Source organism: Amorphoplanes digitatis (assembly GCF_014205335.1).
Classification (GTDB): Bacteria; Actinomycetota; Actinomycetes; order Mycobacteriales; family Micromonosporaceae; genus Actinoplanes; species Actinoplanes digitatus.
The window spans coordinates 2,141,162-2,159,049 of sequence record NZ_JACHNH010000001.1; the positions used below are offsets into that span (position 1 = coordinate 2,141,162).

16 protein-coding genes and 1 tRNA gene are annotated in these 17,888 nt (G+C 71.1%); 9 read left to right on the forward strand and 8 right to left on the reverse strand.

What is annotated here, in order from left to right:
* The first annotated feature begins 76 nt into the window (after positions 1 to 76).
* The 3 genes from BJ971_RS09710 to BJ971_RS09720 all read left to right on the forward strand — a co-directional run bounded on the left by BJ971_RS09710 (position 77) and on the right by BJ971_RS09720 (position 5,536).
* Positions 77 to 3,127: a hybrid sensor histidine kinase/response regulator gene (locus tag BJ971_RS09710; RefSeq protein ID WP_239087485.1), complete on the forward strand. Its 3,051-nt coding sequence runs from the start codon at positions 77 to 79 to the stop codon at positions 3,125 to 3,127.
* Between the two features lie 60 nt (positions 3,128 to 3,187).
* Positions 3,188 to 4,558: an MFS transporter gene (locus BJ971_RS09715; RefSeq protein WP_184991762.1), complete on the forward strand. Its 1,371-nt coding sequence runs from the start codon at positions 3,188 to 3,190 to the stop codon at positions 4,556 to 4,558.
* 72 nt (positions 4,559 to 4,630) lie between these two features.
* On the forward strand, positions 4,631 to 5,536 hold the full coding sequence (locus BJ971_RS09720; protein WP_184991765.1) for an aminotransferase class IV: 906 nt from the start codon (positions 4,631 to 4,633) through the stop codon (positions 5,534 to 5,536).
* Positions 5,537 to 5,540: 4 nt separating this feature from the next.
* Here the strand turns inward: BJ971_RS09720 and BJ971_RS09725 are convergent, their stop codons facing one another.
* Complete coding sequence (locus BJ971_RS09725) at positions 5,541 to 6,245, reverse strand: sulfotransferase-like domain-containing protein (protein ID WP_184991767.1); 705 nt, start codon at positions 6,243 to 6,245, stop codon at positions 5,541 to 5,543.
* Between the two features lie 151 nt (positions 6,246 to 6,396).
* On the opposite strand from BJ971_RS09725, the gene BJ971_RS09730 reads away from it, so the two are divergent.
* The 6 genes from BJ971_RS09730 to BJ971_RS09755 all read left to right on the forward strand — a co-directional run bounded on the left by BJ971_RS09730 (position 6,397) and on the right by BJ971_RS09755 (position 11,771).
* The gene (locus BJ971_RS09730) at positions 6,397 to 7,470 is read left to right on the forward strand and encodes a segregation and condensation protein A (RefSeq protein ID WP_184991768.1); all 1,074 of its coding nucleotides are present in this window, start codon (positions 6,397 to 6,399) and stop codon (positions 7,468 to 7,470) included.
* Positions 7,467 to 8,759, forward strand: coding sequence for an SMC-Scp complex subunit ScpB (scpB, locus tag BJ971_RS09735; RefSeq protein WP_184991769.1), 1,293 nt, complete (start codon positions 7,467 to 7,469; stop codon positions 8,757 to 8,759). Before BJ971_RS09730 ends, scpB begins: the two co-directional genes overlap by 4 nt.
* Positions 8,746 to 9,486 carry a pseudouridine synthase gene (locus BJ971_RS09740; RefSeq protein WP_184991770.1) on the forward strand — a complete coding sequence of 247 codons (741 nt, stop codon included), beginning with the start codon at positions 8,746 to 8,748 and terminating at the stop codon, positions 9,484 to 9,486. Before scpB ends, BJ971_RS09740 begins: the two co-directional genes overlap by 14 nt.
* Positions 9,487 to 9,530: 44 nt before the next feature.
* Entirely contained in the window at positions 9,531 to 10,223 is a 693-nt protein-coding gene (gene cmk, locus BJ971_RS09745; RefSeq protein WP_184991771.1) for a (d)CMP kinase, read from the forward strand.
* Entirely contained in the window at positions 10,220 to 11,611 is a 1,392-nt protein-coding gene (gene der, locus BJ971_RS09750) for a ribosome biogenesis GTPase Der (protein ID WP_184991772.1), read from the forward strand. Before cmk ends, der begins: the two co-directional genes overlap by 4 nt.
* 86 nt (positions 11,612 to 11,697) lie before the next feature.
* Positions 11,698 to 11,771: transfer RNA gene (locus tag BJ971_RS09755), tRNA-Pro, on the forward strand.
* A gap of 156 nt (positions 11,772 to 11,927) precedes the next feature.
* Here BJ971_RS09755 and BJ971_RS09760 read toward each other — a convergent pair.
* From BJ971_RS09760 to BJ971_RS09790, 7 genes are all read right to left on the reverse strand, one after another.
* On the reverse strand, positions 11,928 to 13,043 hold the full coding sequence (locus tag BJ971_RS09760) for a site-specific integrase (protein ID WP_239087483.1): 1,116 nt from the start codon (positions 13,041 to 13,043) through the stop codon (positions 11,928 to 11,930).
* An 86-nt stretch (positions 13,044 to 13,129) separates the two neighbouring features.
* Positions 13,130 to 13,375 carry a helix-turn-helix transcriptional regulator gene (locus BJ971_RS09765; protein ID WP_184991773.1) on the reverse strand — a complete coding sequence of 82 codons (246 nt, stop codon included), beginning with the start codon at positions 13,373 to 13,375 and terminating at the stop codon, positions 13,130 to 13,132.
* Between the two features lie 348 nt (positions 13,376 to 13,723).
* Positions 13,724 to 14,938, reverse strand: a complete 1,215-nt coding sequence (locus BJ971_RS09770; RefSeq protein WP_184991774.1) for a DUF3631 domain-containing protein — start codon at positions 14,936 to 14,938, stop codon at positions 13,724 to 13,726.
* Entirely contained in the window at positions 14,935 to 15,816 is an 882-nt protein-coding gene (locus tag BJ971_RS09775) for a bifunctional DNA primase/polymerase (RefSeq protein WP_184991775.1), read from the reverse strand. The genes BJ971_RS09770 and BJ971_RS09775 overlap by 4 nt, the downstream gene beginning before the upstream one ends.
* A 200-nt stretch (positions 15,817 to 16,016) precedes the next feature.
* Entirely contained in the window at positions 16,017 to 16,784 is a 768-nt protein-coding gene (locus tag BJ971_RS09780) for a hypothetical protein (RefSeq protein ID WP_184991776.1), read from the reverse strand.
* On the reverse strand, positions 16,781 to 17,509 hold the full coding sequence (locus tag BJ971_RS09785) for a hypothetical protein (protein WP_239087482.1): 729 nt from the start codon (positions 17,507 to 17,509) through the stop codon (positions 16,781 to 16,783). The genes BJ971_RS09780 and BJ971_RS09785 overlap by 4 nt, the downstream gene beginning before the upstream one ends.
* Positions 17,510 to 17,522: 13 nt before the next feature.
* Positions 17,523 to 17,876: a hypothetical protein gene (locus tag BJ971_RS09790; protein ID WP_184991778.1), complete on the reverse strand. Its 354-nt coding sequence runs from the start codon at positions 17,874 to 17,876 to the stop codon at positions 17,523 to 17,525.
* Between the last annotated feature and the right edge of the window lie 12 nt (positions 17,877 to 17,888).

The window sequence follows — 17,888 nt, forward strand, 5'->3', positions numbered from 1 at the left end:
CACCGCCGCTCGATGATGCATGATGCATTGCGTCGTTTGCCCGGCGTAGTGCCGCAATCGGATGAATCATCATCAAGTGGGGGACCCCAGGGTGCTGCAGTCGATCACCGCGCTCTACGTGATGGTGTTCGTCTGGACCCTGGTGACCTACCTGCGGCGCCGGGACCCCCTGCTGCGCGACCTGGTGTGGATCTTCGCCGCGATGTCCATGATCTTCGTCCTGCGTGCCGTCCGGGTGACCTACGCCGAACCACCCTGGCAGGTGGTGTCGGTGCTCGTGATCATCATCGCGGGCCAGCCCTTCCTCACGCTGCGACTGGTGAGCCGGCTGCGGCCGGTGTCGGCCTGGCTCCTCGGCGCCGGTGCAGCCGTCTGGATCGCGGGCGCCGTGCAGATCATCTTCCTGCCGAGCTCGCAGCCGTCCCGGGCCACCTGGGAGCTCACCGCCCTGGTCTTCGCGTTGGACGCCATCGCGGCGACGCTGCTGGCGCGGGAGGGCCGAAAACGCGGCGGCGCGGCACGGACCCGGCTGTGGTGCGCCGCCGCGGGCACCCTGGTCCTCGGTGCGGGGCTGTTGCTGGCCGGCACGCAACTTACCGCCGCGGCGGCGATGTGGAGCCTGGTGCTGCTCGCGGCGCTGATCTACCTGCTCGCCTTCCTGCCGCCGCGCTGGCTGCGCCGCGTCTGGTCGTGGGGAGCGGCGTACTCCGTGATGCGGCAGCTGCTCGCCACCCCGGCCGACGCGTCCACGCGGCAGATCTGGCGGCGCTACTGCGAGGGCACGCGCCGGGTCATCGGCGCCGACGCCGTGGTGGTGCTCCTGCCCGGCCCGGACGGCGTCATCGTCCCGGTCAGCGACCCCGAGCTTCCCCTCGGTGAGCGGCGCTACGTCGGCGGCGTCGAGCTGCTGCTGACCAGCAACATCGCCATCGACGCGCTCGCCGGCTGGACCAACCCTCCCGAGCTGGCGGTGGACCTCGCCCGAGCGAGCGGCACCCGGTTCGTCAGCGCGGCGCCGCTGACGGTGCCCGGCGGGGCGCTGGTGCTGCTGCACCGCTACCGGACCCTGTTCGCCGACGACGACGTCGACCTCTTCGCGGAGCTGGGCGCCCACGCGGCGGCGCTCGCCGAGCGGGCCGCCGTGCTCGAGGAGCGCCACCGGCTGGCCGTCATCGTGGAGTCCTCCTCCGACGCGATCATCAGCACGGATCTCGACGGGATGATCACCAGCTGGAACGCCGGCGCCGAGGAGCTGTACGGATACAGCGTCGCGGCGGCGGTCGGCCAGGAGTTCGCGGGACTGCTGATGCCCGGCCATCGGGAGGCGGGGCGGCGGCTGCGGGACCGGGTCGCCCGCGGCGAGCGAATCGAGGAGATGGAGGTCGAGCACCGGACCGCGGCGGGCACGCCGGTCGTGGCGTCGCTGACGGCTTCGCTGATCAGCGACGCCGCCGGCCATCCGACGGGTTTCGCCTGCATCGCGCGCGACATCAGCGAACGCCGGCGCGCCGAGGCGATGTTCCGGGGTCTGCTGGAGGCGTCACCGTACGCGATCGTCGGCGTCACCGCCGACGGAAAGATCGTCCTGATCAACGCGCAGGCCGAGCGGCTGTTCGGCTACCACCGTGACGAACTGCTCGGGCGCGACGTCGACATCCTGGCACCGGAGCGGTTCCGCGCCACCCAACCCGACCAGCGCCGGACCTACTTCGCCGACCCGCAGCCACAGGAGCTGGGCGTCGACGAGCCCCTGGTGGGTGTCCGCAAGGACGGCAGCGAGTTCCCCGCCGAGGTCAGCCTGTCCGCCATCGAGACGGAAGACGGTGTGATCGTCTCCGCCGCGGTCCGCGACGTCACGGAACGGATACACGCGCAGGCCGAGCGGGAGCGCCTCGCCGCGCAGGCCGAACGCGACGCCGCCGAGCGCCGCATGCAGCACACCCGCCGGCTGGAGAGCCTCGGCCAGCTCGCCGGCGGGGTGGCGCACGACTTCAACAACATCCTGGCGGTGATCGCCAGCTACACCGAACTGCTCACCGACACGCTCGCCGCCCCCGAACCGGATCAGCGGGAGCTGAGCGCGGCCCGCGCCGACCTGGCCCAGATCGCCAGGGCCACCGAGCGCGCCACCCGGCTTACCAAGCAGCTTCTGGCGTTCGGCCGGCGCGAGATCACCCAGGCGCAGGTGGTCAGCCTCAACCACGTGGTCGGCGACGTCGAGCAGATGCTGCGGCGCACCCTCGGCGAGCACATCCACCTCATCACCCACCTCGACCGGGAGCTCTGGCCGGTCTGCGTCGACCCGGGCCAGTTCGAGCAGGTCCTGCTGAACCTCGCGGTGAACGCGCGGGACGCGATGCCGACCGGCGGCACGCTGTCGATCGACACCGGCAACGCCTGCCTCGACGAGGACGACGTCGCCGACGGCACCGGGCTGGTACCCGGCCGGTACGCGCGGGTCCGGATCAGCGACACCGGCACCGGAATGCCCGCCGAGGTGGCCGAGCGGGCCTTCGAGCCGTTCTTCACCACCAAGCCGCAGGGCGCCGGCACCGGGCTCGGGCTGGCCACCGTCTACGGCATCATCGCGGCGGCCGACGGCCACGTGCGCATCTACTCCGAGAACGGCATCGGCACCACGATCACGCTGGTGCTGCCGGCCACCGATGCGGAGGGCGAGGCCGAGGCTCAGGCCGCCGTTGACGCGCCCGCCGCGGAGACCGCCGCACCGCAGGAGACGATCCTGCTGGTGGAGGACGAGGCCGCGCTGCGGGAGGCGGCCAGCCGGATCCTCAAGCGCGCCGGCTACCAGGTGCTGGTCGCCGACGGCGGCGCCGGCGCGCTGCGCATGGCCGAGCAGCACCAGGATCCGATCCACCTGCTGCTCACCGACGTGATCATGCCGAACATGATGGGCAACGAGGTCGCCGCCCGGCTGGAGGCGCTGCGCCCCGGCATCCCGGTGCTCTACATGTCCGGGTACGCCCAGCCGGTCCTCACCGAGAACGGCACCCTCCCGCCCGGCGTCAGCATCATCGAGAAGCCGTTCACGCGCAGCGACCTGCTCGAGCGGGTACACGCCCGGCTACAGGAGGCCGCCGCCGAGGACAGCGCGCGCGGAGTGTGACGAGTGTCGATGTGTCATCGCCTGGACATCAACCGGGGTTGAGGCAATACGGTCTGTGCCATGGCCATCATCCGCGGGAACCGGAAGGCGTTCTACCAGCTGCTGGTCAACACGCTGCTGGTTTCGGTGATCAACTTTACGGTCTGGTTCGCGATCACCTTCTACGTCTACCTGCAAACCCGCTCGGTCTTCGCCACTGGCGTGGTGTCCGGAATCTTCCTGGTGAACACGGCGCTCACCGGCATCTGGTTCGGCAGCCTGGTCGACCACCACTCGAAGAAGACGATGATGCAGGTGTCGGCGGCGGCGTCCCTCCTGCTGTACGCCGCGGCCTTCGTGGTCTATCAGGCCGCACCGCGCGGGTCGTTCACCGACCCGGCGAGCGTCGCCCTGTGGACGCTCATCGTGCTGCTGATGTTCGGCGTGATCGCCGGCAACATCCGCACGATCGCGCTGCCGACGCTGGTGACGGTGCTGATCAGCGAGGACACCCGGGACCGGGCCAACGGGCTGGTCGGCACCACCTCCGGCGTGACCTTCCTGCTGACGTCGGTGATCAGCGGCGTGCTCGTGGCGTTCGGCGGAATGTTCTGGGTGCTGGTCCTGGCGCTGGTGGTGCTCGCCGTGGCGCTGGTGCACCTGGCCTTCGTCACGGTGCCGGAGCGCGCGCACCCGGGTGGCCCGCCCGCCGCGGCGAAACGCACCGTCGACGTGCGGGGCACCATGCGGGTGATCGCCGCGGTGCCCGGGCTGACCGCCCTGATCCTCTTCTCGGCGTTCAACAACTTCCTGGGCGGCGTGTTCATGGCGCTCATGGACGCGTACGGGTTGTCGCTGGTCTCGGTGCAGGCGTGGGGCCTGCTCTGGGGCCTGCTGAGCACCGGCTTCATCGTCGGCGGGCTGCTCGTCGCCCGGACCGGCCTCGGCACGAACCCGGTCCGGCTGCTGCTGCTCGTCAACCTCGTGCTGTGGACCGTCACCATGCTGTTCCCGCTGCGCTCCTCGATCGCCCCGCTCGCCGTCGGCATGTACGTGTACATGCTGCTCGTGCCGTACGCGGAGGCCGCCGAGCAGACCATCCTCCAGAAGGTCGTGCCGTACGAGCGGCAGGGCCGGGTCTTCGGCTTCGCGCAGAGCGTCGAGCAGGCCGCCTCGCCGCTGACCGCGTTCCTGATCGCGCCGATCGCCCAGTTCGTGTTCATCCCGTTCATGACCGCGGGCGGCGCGGGCGCCCGGGCGATCGGTTCCTGGTTCGGCACCGGCGCCGACCGGGGGCTCGCGCTCGTGTTCGTGCTGACCGGCGTCATCGGCATGATCGCCACGGTCCTGGCGCTGCGCAGCGGCCCGTACCGGCGGCTGCGCAACCGATATGCGGCGGGCCCGGCGGCCACCGCCGGCCCGGTCCCGTCGGAGCCGGACCTGGCGACCTGACCCTCCTGTCCGCTCTATGATCCACTCAGGTGGGTCACGACCGCGGGCCCGCCGTTCAGGGGGCCGTCGCCGATGTTGCAGAGCTACGACGAGCGCAACGCCGACATCGTGTACTGGGTGAACGGGGTGCTGCGGCACCGCGACGAGCCCGGCGTCTCGCCGTTCGACTCGGCGGTGCAGGGCGGCGACGCCGTCTGGGAGGGCCTGCGCCTCTACCAGGGCCGGATCTTCGGGCTCACCGAACACCTGGCCCGGCTGCGGCGCTCCGCGGCCGCCCTGAACTTCGCGGCCGTGCCCACCGACGCCGAGCTCACCGACGCGATCACGGCCACCCTGCGCGCGAACCGGATGGTCGACGGCGTGCACATCCGGCTCACCCTGACCCGCGGCGTGAAGATCACCAGCGGGATGGACCCGCGCCTGAACCAGGCGGGCGCGACGCTGATCGTGCTCGCCGAGTTCAAGGCGCCGGTCTACGACACCACCGGGCTGCGGCTGATCACCGCGAGCGTGCGGCGCCCCGGCCCGGACGTGCTCGACCCGAAGATCCACCACGCCAACCTGCTGAATTCGATCCTGGCGAAGATCGAGGCGAACGTGGCCGGCGCCGACGACGCGCTGATGCTCGACGGGCGCGGCTTCGTCGCCGAGACCAACGCCACCCACCTGTTCGCCGTGATCGGCGGGACGCTTGTCACCCCGACCACGGCGGCCTGCCCGGAGGGCATCACCCGGCAGACCGTGCTGGAGCTGGCGCGGTCGGCCGCGATCCCGGCCGCGGTCCGCGACGTGTCACTCGCCGAGATGTACGCCGCCGACGAGGCGTTCTGCACCGGCACGATGGGCGAGATCGCCGCCGTCACGATGATCGACGGCCGGCCGATCGGCGCCGGGCGGCCCGGCGACCTGACCGCCCGGATCGCCGGCCTCTACCGCGAGCACGCCCGGGCGCACGGCACCCCGGTGGTCACCGGGTAGGGCGTCAGAGCCGGTGCGCGGCCAGCTCCTCGTAGTACGGGGTTGCCGCCTCGACGAGCGGGCGCAGCCGCTGCGGCACCTCGGCCGGCGCCGGGTCGTACGGCGCGAACCCGGTGGAGGCCCGCACCGACGCGTACCAGTGCGGCGCCCACACGCCGTCGGTGTCGCGCGGCCCGGCCGGCCAGCGCAGCATGGCCGGGTCGAACTCCAGGCCGAGGGCGGCGCAGAGCCGGCGCAGCACCGCGTCCGGGTCGCGCAGCACGTCGGCGGCGTCGACCACCGGACCGCCGAAGGCGCGGAAGATCTCCGCCTGCTGCGGGTAGCCGAGATCGGCGAGCGTCGGCTCGCCGCGCACCCGGGCGTAGGAGGCGACCACGTGCGCCGGATCGCGGATCAGGAACGCGTGGGTGAGCGCGGGCAGCCAGGACCGGCCCATGCCGGGCAGCAGGTGGTGTGCCATGTGCTTCTGGTAGTACACGGCGGCCCCGGCCGGCGGCGGGCCGGTCAGCGCCGCGGCCACGTCCTGCCACCGGTTCGGCTGGCTCGCCAGCACCGCGTCGCGGCCGGGGTGGTCGAGGCCGGTCACGGCCAGGTAGTGCGCGTAGAACGGCTCGTCGGCCACCACGGTGTCCGCGCGGGAGCCGAAGCTGCGCATCATGGCCGTGGAGATGTTGCGCGGCCCGGACCACATCGCCACCCGCGTCGTCATGCCACCAGGATCACACCCCGCCCGCTCCCGGACCCTCCGCCGATGATCTCTTTCGGGTACGGCGTTTCCGCGCCCGCACGGACAGTTACCGCTCGCCGGTCATTGCGTTGATCTTGGGGGAAGCTGCACTCGAGGTCGCGGGGGTTTGAGCATGAGCCGGGAGCAGCCTGTCGGACCCGTGGACTACCGTCAGCACGTGCCCGAACAGCCAGTCCCGTCGCCGCAGCCCGCCGAGCCGGGCACCGCCGACGCCGCGGTGCTGGACACCGCCGCCCCTGACGGCGCCGCCATCGACGGCGTCCCGGAGGCCGACACCGGCCGGTTCACCGTGCGGCTGACGAACTTCACCGGGCCGTTCGACCTGCTGCTCCAGCTCATCGGCAAGCACAAGCTCGACGTGACCGAGATCGCGCTGCACCAGGTCACCGACGACTTCATCGCCTACATCCGGGCCATGGGCGACGACTGGGACCTCGGCGAGACCAGCGAGTTCCTGCTGGTCGCCGCCACCCTGCTCGACCTGAAGGCCGCGCGGCTGCTGCCGGCGGCCGAGGTCGAGGACGAGGAGGACCTGGCCCTGCTCGAGGCCCGCGACCTGCTCTTCTCCCGGCTGCTGCAATACAAGGCCTACAAGGAGGCCGCGGCCGTCATCGCGGACCTGGAGGGCCTCGGCGCGCGGCGCTGGCCGCGCGCGGTCTCCCTCGAGCCCCGGTACGCGGAGGCGCTGCCGGACCTGGTCCTCGGCGTCGGCGCGGAGCGGCTGCTGAAGCTGGCGCTGCGGCAGTTCCTGCCCAAGCCGGGCCCGCCCGAGGTGTCGATCGCGCACATCCACCAGGTGCGCGTCAGCGTTCGCGAGCACGCGGCGCTGATCAGCGAACGGCTGCGCCGGGCCGGCAGCGCGACGTTCGGCCTGCTCATCGCCGACTGCGAGAACACCCTCGAGGTGGTCGCGCGGTTCCTGGCGCTGCTGGAGCTCTACCGCGAGGGCCTCGTCGAGTTCGAGCAGCCGGTGTCGCTGGAGGAGATGACGGTCCGCTGGGTCGGCGGCGACCTGACCGAGGTCGAGCTCGACATCGACGACTACGAGGGCACCCCGCCGGAGCCGGACACGGCCGCCGCCGACCCGGACGCCACGGAGCCCGCCCCGACCGACGCAGACGCAGACGACGACGATCCCGGCCCGGAAGCCGAATCCGCAGATTCAATCGACGAGGAACAGCGATGACCGACCAGCGACCCGAGTCCCTTGCCGCGCAGGCAGCCTCCTGGGTGCCGCCGTGGGAACGGGCGCCGCGCCCGCCCGACGAGGAGTACGCGGCGTCGCAGCGGGTCTCCGCGGACGAGGACCACGACGAGCCGCCCACCGAGGCGCCCGCCGAGGCGACTCCGGCGGACGACGACGTCGCGTCCGCCGAGCCGGTGCTGTCCGACGACGGCGTGGTCGCGTCCGCGTCGGCGGACGAGGAGCCCGACTTCGAGGGTGCGAACCCGGCCGAGGGCGGGACCAGGACGCCGGAGGAGTTCCCGGGGGAGCCGGGCGTGGACGCGCCGCAGGAGCTGCCCGGCGAGCCGGAGCCGGAGCCGACCGAGGTCGGCGGCGGCCCCGAGCTGCCGATGCCCGAGGCGATCGTCGACGCCGTCGAGCACGAGGACGACCCGTCGCCGACGGTCGACGCCCCGACGGCGGATGCCGTCCTCGAGGCCGCCGCGGACGACGAGGCCGAGATCGACCCGGACCCCGCTGGGTGGGGCCTGGACGGGGTCGCCGAGCCGGCGGTCGCCGTCGCCGCGGTGCTCTCCGACGCGGAGTCCGCCGACGCCGGTGCCGACGGGGAGCCGGAGGCCCCGGCACGGCCGTCCGAGATCCCGGCACAGGGTCGTCGCCGCAAGGGCGACGCTGCTGCTTCTGAGGAGCCGTCGCGCCGTACTGAAAAGGAAGAGGAAGTAACGCCGGAGCCGGTCCCGATGGAGGACGGCGAGTTGCGGGCGGCGCTTGAGGCCATCCTGCTGGTGGTTGACGAGCCGGTCGCGGAGTTGCAGCTCGCGCAGATCGTGGAGCAGCCGGCCGAGCGTGTCGGCGCGATGCTGGAGGACATCTCGGCGCGCTACACGGCGGCCGGGCACGGGTTCGACCTGCGGCGGGCGGCGGGTGGCTGGCGTCTCTATACCCGGCCGGAATATGCGCCGTATGTGGAGCGATTTGTACTGGATGGGCAGTCCGTGCGGCTGACGCAGGCCGCCCTGGAGACACTCGCTGTAGTCGCCTATAAGCAGCCTGTAACCAGGTCGCGCATCTCGGCCATCCGCGGTGTGAACTGCGACGGCGTCATGCGTACGCTTAACACTCGCGGCCTCATCGAGGAATGCGGCACTGAGGGCGAGACCGGGGCATTCCTGTACCGCACCACGGCGCTGTTCCTGGAGAAGCTCGGCCTCAACTCGGTCGACCAGCTCCCGCCGCTGGCCCCGTTCCTACCCGACGACGTGGAAGAAGTGCTCGATGCCTCAGGTTGAACAGGCTGGCTCCATACGGCTGCAGAAGATCCTCGCCACCGCAGGGGTCGGATCCCGCCGTGCCTGCGAGGACCTGATATTCCGCAAGCGCGTGACCGTCAACGGCCGCGTCGCCCAGCTCGGCGACAAGGTCGACCCCGCCACCGCCGAGATCCACGTCGACGGCGCGCGGATCATCACCGACACCAAGCTGGTGTACCTGGCGATGAACAAGCCCCGCGGCGTCGTCTCGAGCATGGATGACGAGAAGGGCCGCAACGAGCTCGCGAACTTCCTCGGCACCTTCGAGCAGCGGATCTTCCACGTCGGCCGCCTCGACGCCGACAGCGAGGGCCTGCTGCTGCTGACCAACGACGGCGCGCTCGCGCACAAGCTGATGCACCCGTCGTACGGAATCGCCAAGACCTACCTGGCCGAGGTCGCCGGCCCGCTGCCGCGCAACGTCGGCCGCCGGCTGCTCGGCGGCGTCGAGCTCGAGGACGGCCCCGCCAAAGTCGACACGTTCAAGCTCATCGACGCGGTCGGCAAGACCGCCCAGATCGAGATCACCCTGCACGAGGGCCGCAAGCACATCGTCCGCCGGATGATGGACGAGGTCGGCCACCCGGTGTCCCGCCTGATCCGCACGGCGGTCGGCCCGATCCGCCTCGGCGACATGCGCCCCGGCGGCTTCCGCCGGCTCTCGAACGCCGAGGTCGGCGCCCTGTTCAAGGCCGTCGGCGACTGAGCTTCGCACGCCGGGCACAATAGGTTGTTGATTCGTCGGTCTTCATGGAGGTAACGGTGGTGCAGGCAGTGCGGCCCGAGCGGTGTGTAGTTGCCGTCGACGGTCCCTCGGGATCGGGCAAGTCCACCGTTTCCCGTCGGCTGGCCACCGCGATCGACGGCATCTACCTCGACACCGGCGCCATGTACCGGGCGATCACCTGGGCGGTGCTGCACGCCGGCGTCGACCCGCAGAACGCCGACGCCGTGCTGAAGATCGCCCAGGAGACCGACCTGTCGATCGGCACCGACCCGGCCGCCCCCCACTTCGAGGCGAACGGCATCGACGTCGACGCGGCCATCCGCGGCCCCGAGGTCACCGGCGCGGTCTCGGCCGTCGCCGCGGTCCCGGCGGTACGCGCGATGCTCGTCCAGCTTCAGAAGGACATCATCGCCGCCGCGCCGCGCATCATCGTCGAGGGCCGCGACATCGCGTCGGTCGTCGCCCCCGACGCCGACCTGAAGGTCTACCTGACCGCCTCCGCCGCCGCCCGCGCCCAGCGCCGCAGCGCCGAGGACGCGACGGATGTGACCGCCACCGAGGCCGACCTTGCCCGCCGCGACAAGCTCGACTCCAGCCGCGCCGCCGACCCGCTCCGCCAGGCCTCCGACGCGACCACGCTCGACACCACGGGCATGGGCATCGACGAGGTCGTCGCGGAGCTCCTCAGCATGTTGAACAGCAAGGTGAGTTCGTGACCGAGGCCCCTGATTTCGTTCTGGATTCCGAATCCCCGCCTGCCGAGGGGCCAGTCCCCGTAGTAGCCGTGGTCGGCCGGCCCAACGTCGGCAAGTCGACCCTGGTCAACCGCATCATCGGCCGCCGCCAGGCGGTCGTCGAGGACAAGCCCGGCGTCACCCGCGACCGGGTCCCGTACGACGCCCAGTGGAACGGCCGCCGCTTCACGGTGGTCGACACGGGCGGCTGGGAACCCGACGCCAAGGACCGTGCGGCCGCCATCGCCGCCCAGGCCGAGATCGCCGTGCAGACCGCCGACGTGGTCATCTTCGTGGTCGACACCATGGTCGGCGCCACCGACGTGGACGAGAAGGCCGTGAAGATGCTGCGCCGCAGCCACAAGCCGGTCATCCTGGTCGCGAACAAGGCCGACAACCAGGCCATCGAACACGAGGCCGTAGCCCTCTGGAGCCTGGGCCTCGGCGAGCCGTTCCCGATCTCCGCACTGCACGGCCGAGGCTCCGGCGACCTGCTCGACGCGATCCTCGCGGCGGTCCCGCCCGCACCCCCGATCATCGAGGGCGGCCCCCGCGGCCCCCGCCGAGTGGCACTCGTCGGCCGCCCGAACGTCGGCAAGTCCTCGCTGCTCAACCGCGTCGCCCGCGAAGAGCGCGCGGTGGTCGACTCCGTCGCCGGCACCACGGTCGACCCCGTCGACAGCCTGGTCGAGATGGACGGCGAGGTCTGGCAGTTCGTCGACACCGCCGGCCTGCGCAAGCGCGTCAGCCACGCCTCCGGCACGGAGTACTACGCGTCGCTGCGCACCGCCGGGGCGGTGGAGGCGGCTGAGGTCGCGGTGGTGCTCCTCGACGCGGCGGAGGTCATCAGCGAGCAGGACCAGCGGGTGCTGACCTCGGTGGTCGAGGCCGGGCGGGCGCTGGTCATCGCCTTCAACAAGTGGGACCTGGTCGACGACGATCGGCGGAACTACCTGGAGAAGGAGGTCGAGCGGGAACTCAAGCGGATCCCGTGGGCCATCCGGGTGAACATCTCCGCCAAGACCGGCCGGGCCGTCGACAAGCTGGCGCCGGCAATTCGCCGGGCGCTGGCAAGCTGGGAGAAGCGCATCCTCACCGGGGCGCTGAACCAGTGGCTGACGGCACTGACCCAGGCCACCCCGCACCCGGTCCGCGGCGGCCGGGCGCCTCGAATCATGTTCGCCACGCAGGCCGGGGTCTCGCCGCCTCGGTTCGTGCTGTTCACGACCGCGCCCCTGGACGCTGGTTACCAGCGGTTCGTGGAGCGGAAGCTTCGTGAGGAGTTCGGGTTCGAGGGGAGCCCGATCGAGGTGTCCGTGCGGCCTCGGAAGAAGTTGGGGCCTGGTGGGCGGGGGAAGGCTCACGGCTGACGCGCCGGTATACCGGTGTGTGGTCGGGGTTGGGTTGTTGGTAGGGTGATGTGGTTGCCGCGCACTGGGGTACCGGGGCGTGGCATCGGGCTGTAGCGCAGCTTGGTAGCGCACTTGACTGGGGGTCAAGGGGTCGCAGGTTCAAATCCTGTCAGCCCGACGATCAAGAAGGCCGTTTACCTGGGTGTTTTTCCTGGTAAACGGCCTTCTTCGTATCGTTCTTGATCCTCAAACTCCTACTTGCTTATGTGCATTTGGGGACCGTTTAGGGACCAGACGACACGTTCATGGACTCCTTGACTTTCATTTGTCCTGGTCAGACGGCGCGTAGCCGTGAGACTGCGGGAGACCGCGGGGCACGTAGGTGGGCGCTGAGCGCGTCGCCTGCCTCGCTGATCGAACGCTGATCCGGATGCAGGTACCGCTGTGTGGTGGTCAGCGAACCGTGCCCGGCGATCTTCCGCAGCACGTGCACGTGGACGCCAGCGTCGGCCAGCCATGTCAGGCCGGTGTGCCGCAGGTCGTGCCGCCGCAAATGCTCGTAACCCAGCTCGGCGACCACCTCATCCCAGTGTGTGGCATCCCGCAGCACCGCGGTACTGATCCGGCCGCCGCGCGGGCCGGTGAACAGTCGGGCGTCCGGGCCGGTCGCCGAGTCGAGCCGCTCGACCACCATCGGCCGGACCTCTTCGATGATCGGCACCTTGCGGGCGCGTTTGCCCTTGGTGCCCTTGTCGATCAGGCCGCCCGGTCCCGGTGTGGTCTGTCTCCGCACAGTCCACGTCCACGTTGCTCGGTCGATGTCCCCGGCGCGGACGCCGGACACCTCGCCGATCCGGGCCGCAGTACAGGCCGCGAAAGTGACGATGTGCCCCCACCCGGTGAACTGGCCGTGCGACCGGGCGGTGAGGGCGTCCGCGAGGGTGGTCAACGCCTCCCAACTCGGCAAGGCGAGCGAGCGCGGGTCGTCCAACTCGTCCTCGGCCTGCTGGTACTCGCGTTGCCAGCCCTTCACCCGCGCGACGTTGTGATCCACCACGCCATCGCGCATGGCCTGCTCGAGCACCCTGACCAGGATGGCAAGGGTGTTCTTGACTGTCGAGCGGCTGCACTCGTCCTCGATCCACGAGTAGACGGCCCGATCCACCACACCGTTAGTGATCATTGCCGTGGGGATGTGGCCGAGGGTCGGCACGACACGTAGCCGCCAGCCGGCCAGGTACGGATCGAGCGTCTTGCGCTCCAATCCGCGGATGGCCAGTGGCATCACGTCCGCGCCGTATTCGGCGAGTCGCTGCGTGGCCGCGGCGGGGTTGATCCCGCCGCGGGCCGCTCGGATCATGTCGTCGATCCATGCCTGAGCCTGCTCTAGCGTCTCCGTCGAGTGCGACTTGGATCTCCGCTTGCCGGTTGTGGGGTCGTTCCAACGCACCCTGGCTCTGTATGGCCTTGGCCGGCCGGTACGGAACTCCACATCGGATTTGACCTCTACGCCGAGAGGTAGATGTTGGGCTGTGATCACGCCGCCTCCGGGTTTACGCGACGGCCGGCAATCCAGATACGGACGTCCTCGCGGTCATACATGATCACGCGTTCGGACAGCGGGATGAACGGCGGCCCCTGGATCGGTCGGGCGGTTCGCCACCGCCGGACCGTCGAGGGGTCGACGCGAAGCATCTTGGCGAGTTCCTCGGTCGTGATCAGATCGTCGTCGGTATCGGCCTGATCGGGCGTCTCGGCAGTGGTGAACAGCCTGAGTCGCATGCTAAATGCCTCCCGATGCTGCGTTGAACGGTGCGGTTGGGCCGCGCAGAACGGCCCTACGCGCCCGTTCTGCGCATGAGCGTGGTTCGTCGAAGGCGGTACGAGCGCCTACGTGGAGGGCCTCAGAGTGGACCGCTGAGAGGTCCGCAGGGGCAAGATCTCGACCCGGTTGGTATGACCGGATGCACCGATGTCCCTATAGGCATCTCAGCGGGTCGAACCTTCGGCGGATCGCGCCAAACCGGTACGGCTTGTCGGGGTGCCGTGGAGGGGGTCAAGCCGTACAAGCCGTACCGGGGGCCTGTTTGTGCAGGTCAACCCCGGTACGGCTTTTGGGGCCCGGTACGGCTAAGCCGTACCGGCCTCCTCCTGGTACGGCTCAGGTCGTACCGCCCGCAGCAAGCCGTACCGAGGGTGAGCTGCGGAAACGTCGGCTTGGTACGGCTGGTACGGCTTGTCGGGGCCGGTGACCTCGACCGGGTCGACGGCCGGGCAGTAGCGTTCCCACGCGTCGGTGAAGCAGGCGCGGTGGAAGCCCTTGATCCGGCCGACCGGGGGCGGGAATCGGATGTTCTCGGACGCGATCTCGTACTCGCGTAGCAGCACGCCGAGCTTCATCGCGGTAAGCCCGGTGCCGTTGAACTCGGCCCATGGCGCCTCGGGCAGGTTTTTGAGCCGGTCGAGCAGCACGGTGCTCGGGATGGCGTCGAGGTCACCGAACACGGTACGGCAGTCGATCAGCAGCCGGAGCCGGTCGGAGTACTCGACGTCGCCCTCGCGGGCCGCGTTCAGCGCGAGCGCAGCACTGCGAGCTCGTTCGGGCCAGTTGCCGCCGGCGAGGTCAGCGACCGCGATCAGCGGTTCCCACGTGTCGGCGGCCCGGTCTTCCAGCGGCATCGCAGGTATGGCGGCTTCAAGCTCGATCATGTTGCCGCGGAGCCAGGCGTTGAGGTCGGCGGCGAGCTGCCGCAGGGCTGGGCCGTCGCGGCGCTGCCGGAACGGGGCTACCCTCTCGGCCGCGGTACGCCGCCGCATCTTGATCACGACGGCGCGGTCTTCGATCGTGTCGGGCATCGAGCCGATGCCCGCGAGGGCCGCCATGGCGAAGGTCTGGATCTGCTCGACCTGCTGTTTCTGCTGGTTCCAGCGGATCGTGGGCCGGCCGCGCTGGTGACCGGCGTTGAGCAGACCGCGGAGGTCTTCGTTGGCCTCGGCTTGCTTGCCGCCGAAGATCGTGTCGGCTTCGTCGAGCAGGATCGTGGGCGGGTCGTCGGTGCCGATCGACCGGTAGATCGCCGGTGTGGAGGCGTTGACGGTCATCAGCGGCCGGTAGCAGGTGCCGTCCACGACGTCGAGGAGCCGGGACTTGCCGCACCGCTTCTCCGGCGCCTTGATTACCAGTCGGGCGGCGTAGGTCCATGCGGGTTGGGCGTGAGTGGCGGCGATCCACAGCACGGCGGCGTCGACTGCCTCGGCCGAGGGCAGGATCACGTACCGGGTGAGGGCGGCGTGGAGCCGGTCGAGGATCGCCGCGCCCTCCGGCGGCGGTGACGGGTCGGTCATGCGGCAATCCCTTCGGTGGCAACGGATTCGTGCCGGAAGCCGTCCGCGATCGCGGCACGGGTGTCCCGGTCGGTCTGGCCGGCGGCGCGGCCGGCTTGGTAGAGCACGGTGTGGGCATCGGTGGCGGTGAGCGCCCCGGCGGCGACCATGCGGGCCACGCCGCGGGCGACGCCGTAGAGGGTGTTGCGGCGGCGGCCCTCGGGCGCGCGGGCGAGGGTGTCGAGGTGCGCGGCGAGTAGCGCGGCCGGGGATGAGATGCCCCGCCCGTTGGTCGTCGGGGTCGGGGCCGTAACTGGGCTGCCGGCGGGCGGCGCCTCGGCGGGCCGGCACGCGGCGATCAGCGGCGGGGGCATCTCAACCTCGGCCCGGCCACCGGTCCACCGGTACGGCTGGCGAGTGCCGGGGTGAATCGAGGGCGGGGCGACGACGTACCCGCCGTCGGCCTTGACGTCGATGCCCGGGTGCCCACGGAGTTTGCCGGCGAGCCGTCCGCCGGGGTGGCGGTAGTGCAGGTGCCAGCCACCGGACCCGGAGCGGGCGCACCGGGTCGCGGGCATTAGGTCGCGGAGCACGGTGCCGCCGTTGCGCGGGTCGATGTCGAGCACCACCCGGTCGCTGACGGTCCCGGTGCGCAGGGCGAGCAACCCGGCAGGAACGGCCGCCTGCATGGCGCGGATGCGGTCGGGGTCGCAGGTGGCGGCGTAGAAGCCGTGGCAGGTCAGACATCCACAGGCCTCGGGGTCGTGGCTCGGGTCGTCTTCAACCTTCGGGCAGGCCGGGCAGTTGGCCACGGGCCGTTTGCTGCGGCCGAGCCAGAACACCGGAATGCCCTCGTCGGCGAGCGCGAGCGCCGCGGAGAGCAGGGCAGGGTCGGGCATCGGAGCACGCTCCTTGTTCAAGGGAACCGATGGAGGATCCGGCAGGCCGGCGACGGCGGCCGGCGTGTGAGCAGGGCAGCGCGGCCCCACGAGGCAGGGCCGCACCTGCACGGCGGTGTGGCAGTGACGGGCCGCGGCGCCGATCCAGTGGCGGCAGCGCGGCGCGAGTGGGTGATCCGCGTGCTGGATCGGCGCCGTCATCACGCGGCCCGCGGCTTGGCCGGGTCGGCTTTGGTGTAGGCGGCCCACGCCCGGGCGACGGCACCGGAGCCGGGAAACAGGTCGTCGAGCAGATCGCCTGGGGCGGCGCCGAGCAGGTCGAACAGCCACCGGCAGAACGCGGCCGGCTTCGCGCCGATGACCCGGCCCGGGAGGGTGGTCATCGGGGCGACGCCGTGCACGAGTGAGTCGACGCGTCGCGTCTGCAGCGACTGTTCGAGACGCGACGGGTCGACGGGCCGACCGCCGCTGTAGATGACCGGTTCCCAGGCGTTGAGTGGCCATCGGCTGACGTTTGGCCGCTCGCCGCGGTGCCACGCCGCGACGCGGATGCCGGGCGGGCAGAGCGCGAGCACGGCGGGCAGGGCGGCGGCCGAGGTCGACAGCGCCCACCCGTCATACGTCGACAGGCGACGGATCAGCGCCGCGTGGTCGACCTCGCCGGCGTAGTCGCGGTGGCCGCGGTAGAGCCGCGCCGTGCCCGGATACGGCGGGTCGGCGTACGCGAGGCGTAGCGGGCGGCCGTCAGTTTCGGCGACCGGCTTTCCGGCGGCCCGACCGAACCGGTGCCGGGCTTGCCGGCACCGGGTCGAGCAGCACACCGAGTCGCGCCGCGCGCGGGTCGGGATGGGTCCCTCGCACCACGCGCACATCCGTCGTGTCTGGATCGGCTGCTGCAGGGGCGACGCGTTGGGTTCCACCACGGTGGTACGCGACGAGTCGTGCCCGACGTCAGATGCGGCAGTCACGCCGCTACCGCCCGCACAGCTTCAGGCCGCCCGCTCCGCACGGCCTCACCGCTGGTGGCGAGGATGGCCGTGCCGATGTGCTCGGCGTAGACCGGCGGGATGCATTCGCGTAGCCCGTCGCGGGTCATCCAGTGCACGCCGAGGTCGCGGCGGATGTAGCTGACCCCGGAGAAGTTCCCGACGGCGTGGTACCACTGGCCCTCGGCGACCGGGCGGCCCATCTTGACCGTCGGATGCCTGTGCCGCGGGTGCGGAGGTGCGGTCAGCGAGATGTTTGACTCGAACCAGCGGTGCCGGTAGGTGTGCAACCCGAACATGGCGCCGCAGAGCTCGATCGGGTCGATCAGCGGGTCGTCGTCGTCGCCTTCGGGGGGCACGTTCTCGATCACGTAGGGCAGGCCGGTGAGCTGGAGCAGCCGCCGGGTCGGGGCGATCAGGGCCGGGTGCTCCCGGCCCCGGATCTTCTGGCATTTCGTCTTGCGCTGGCATGGCGGCGAAGCGCCGATCAGGCCGTACTCGTAGATCTCACCGGTCGAGATGAGCTCCCGCAGGTAGGTGAGCGCGTCGGCTTGCACGAACCGGAACGGGTAGCGCGGCTGCGGGTCCTTGTCGACGCCGGTGACGTCAAACCCGGCCGCTGCGAGCCCGGCGGATGCGCCGCCCTGGCAGCAGTACAGATCCAGTGCCCGCGGGCGGCGCATCGTGCGGATCTCTAGGTTGCTCACGATGCCTGCCCTTTCAGCGGAGGTGGTAGAGAGCGGTGCCGAGCACGCCGGCCAGGGCGACGACGAGGGCAGCGACGGCGGTGCGGGGCAGGCCGGCGCGGAGTTCCCACCGGTAGCGGCGGGCCAGCCACACCGTGGCGGTGAGGGTGAGCGCGACGACCGCGAGGGCGGTCAGCCGGGGCAGCCACCATCCGGCGGTGCGGATCGCCGCCCACACGGTCATGCCGAGCGCGGCGGCGATCAGTGCGGCGGGCAGGACCCGCCGTACGACGATGCGGATGATTTCGAAGGCGAGGAACCAGACCCACAGGCGGCGGCCGAGTTCGTAGGCGGCGCCGCGGCGGGCGAGCCCGAACCATGACGACATGTGATGTCACTT

Bases quoted from the DNA above. Each gene is read 5' to 3' on its own strand.
- BJ971_RS09715 (WP_184991762.1), top strand. From the start codon at position 3,188: ATGGCCATCATCCGCGGGAACCGGAAGGCGTTCTACCAGCTGCTGGTC.
- BJ971_RS09720 (WP_184991765.1), top strand. From the start codon at position 4,631: ATGTTGCAGAGCTACGACGAGCGCAACGCCGACATCGTGTACTGGGTG.
- BJ971_RS09725 (WP_184991767.1), bottom strand. From the start codon at position 6,245: ATGACGACGCGGGTGGCGATGTGGTCCGGGCCGCGCAACATCTCCACG.
- BJ971_RS09730 (WP_184991768.1), top strand. From the start codon at position 6,397: ATGAGCCGGGAGCAGCCTGTCGGACCCGTGGACTACCGTCAGCACGTG.
- scpB (WP_184991769.1), top strand. From the start codon at position 7,467: ATGACCGACCAGCGACCCGAGTCCCTTGCCGCGCAGGCAGCCTCCTGG.
- BJ971_RS09740 (WP_184991770.1), top strand. From the start codon at position 8,746: ATGCCTCAGGTTGAACAGGCTGGCTCCATACGGCTGCAGAAGATCCTC.
- cmk (WP_184991771.1), top strand. From the start codon at position 9,531: ATGGAGGTAACGGTGGTGCAGGCAGTGCGGCCCGAGCGGTGTGTAGTT.
- BJ971_RS09765 (WP_184991773.1), bottom strand. From the start codon at position 13,375: ATGCGACTCAGGCTGTTCACCACTGCCGAGACGCCCGATCAGGCCGAT.
- BJ971_RS09770 (WP_184991774.1), bottom strand. From the start codon at position 14,938: ATGACCGACCCGTCACCGCCGCCGGAGGGCGCGGCGATCCTCGACCGG.
- BJ971_RS09775 (WP_184991775.1), bottom strand. From the start codon at position 15,816: ATGCCCGACCCTGCCCTGCTCTCCGCGGCGCTCGCGCTCGCCGACGAG.
- BJ971_RS09790 (WP_184991778.1), bottom strand. From the start codon at position 17,876: ATGTCGTCATGGTTCGGGCTCGCCCGCCGCGGCGCCGCCTACGAACTC.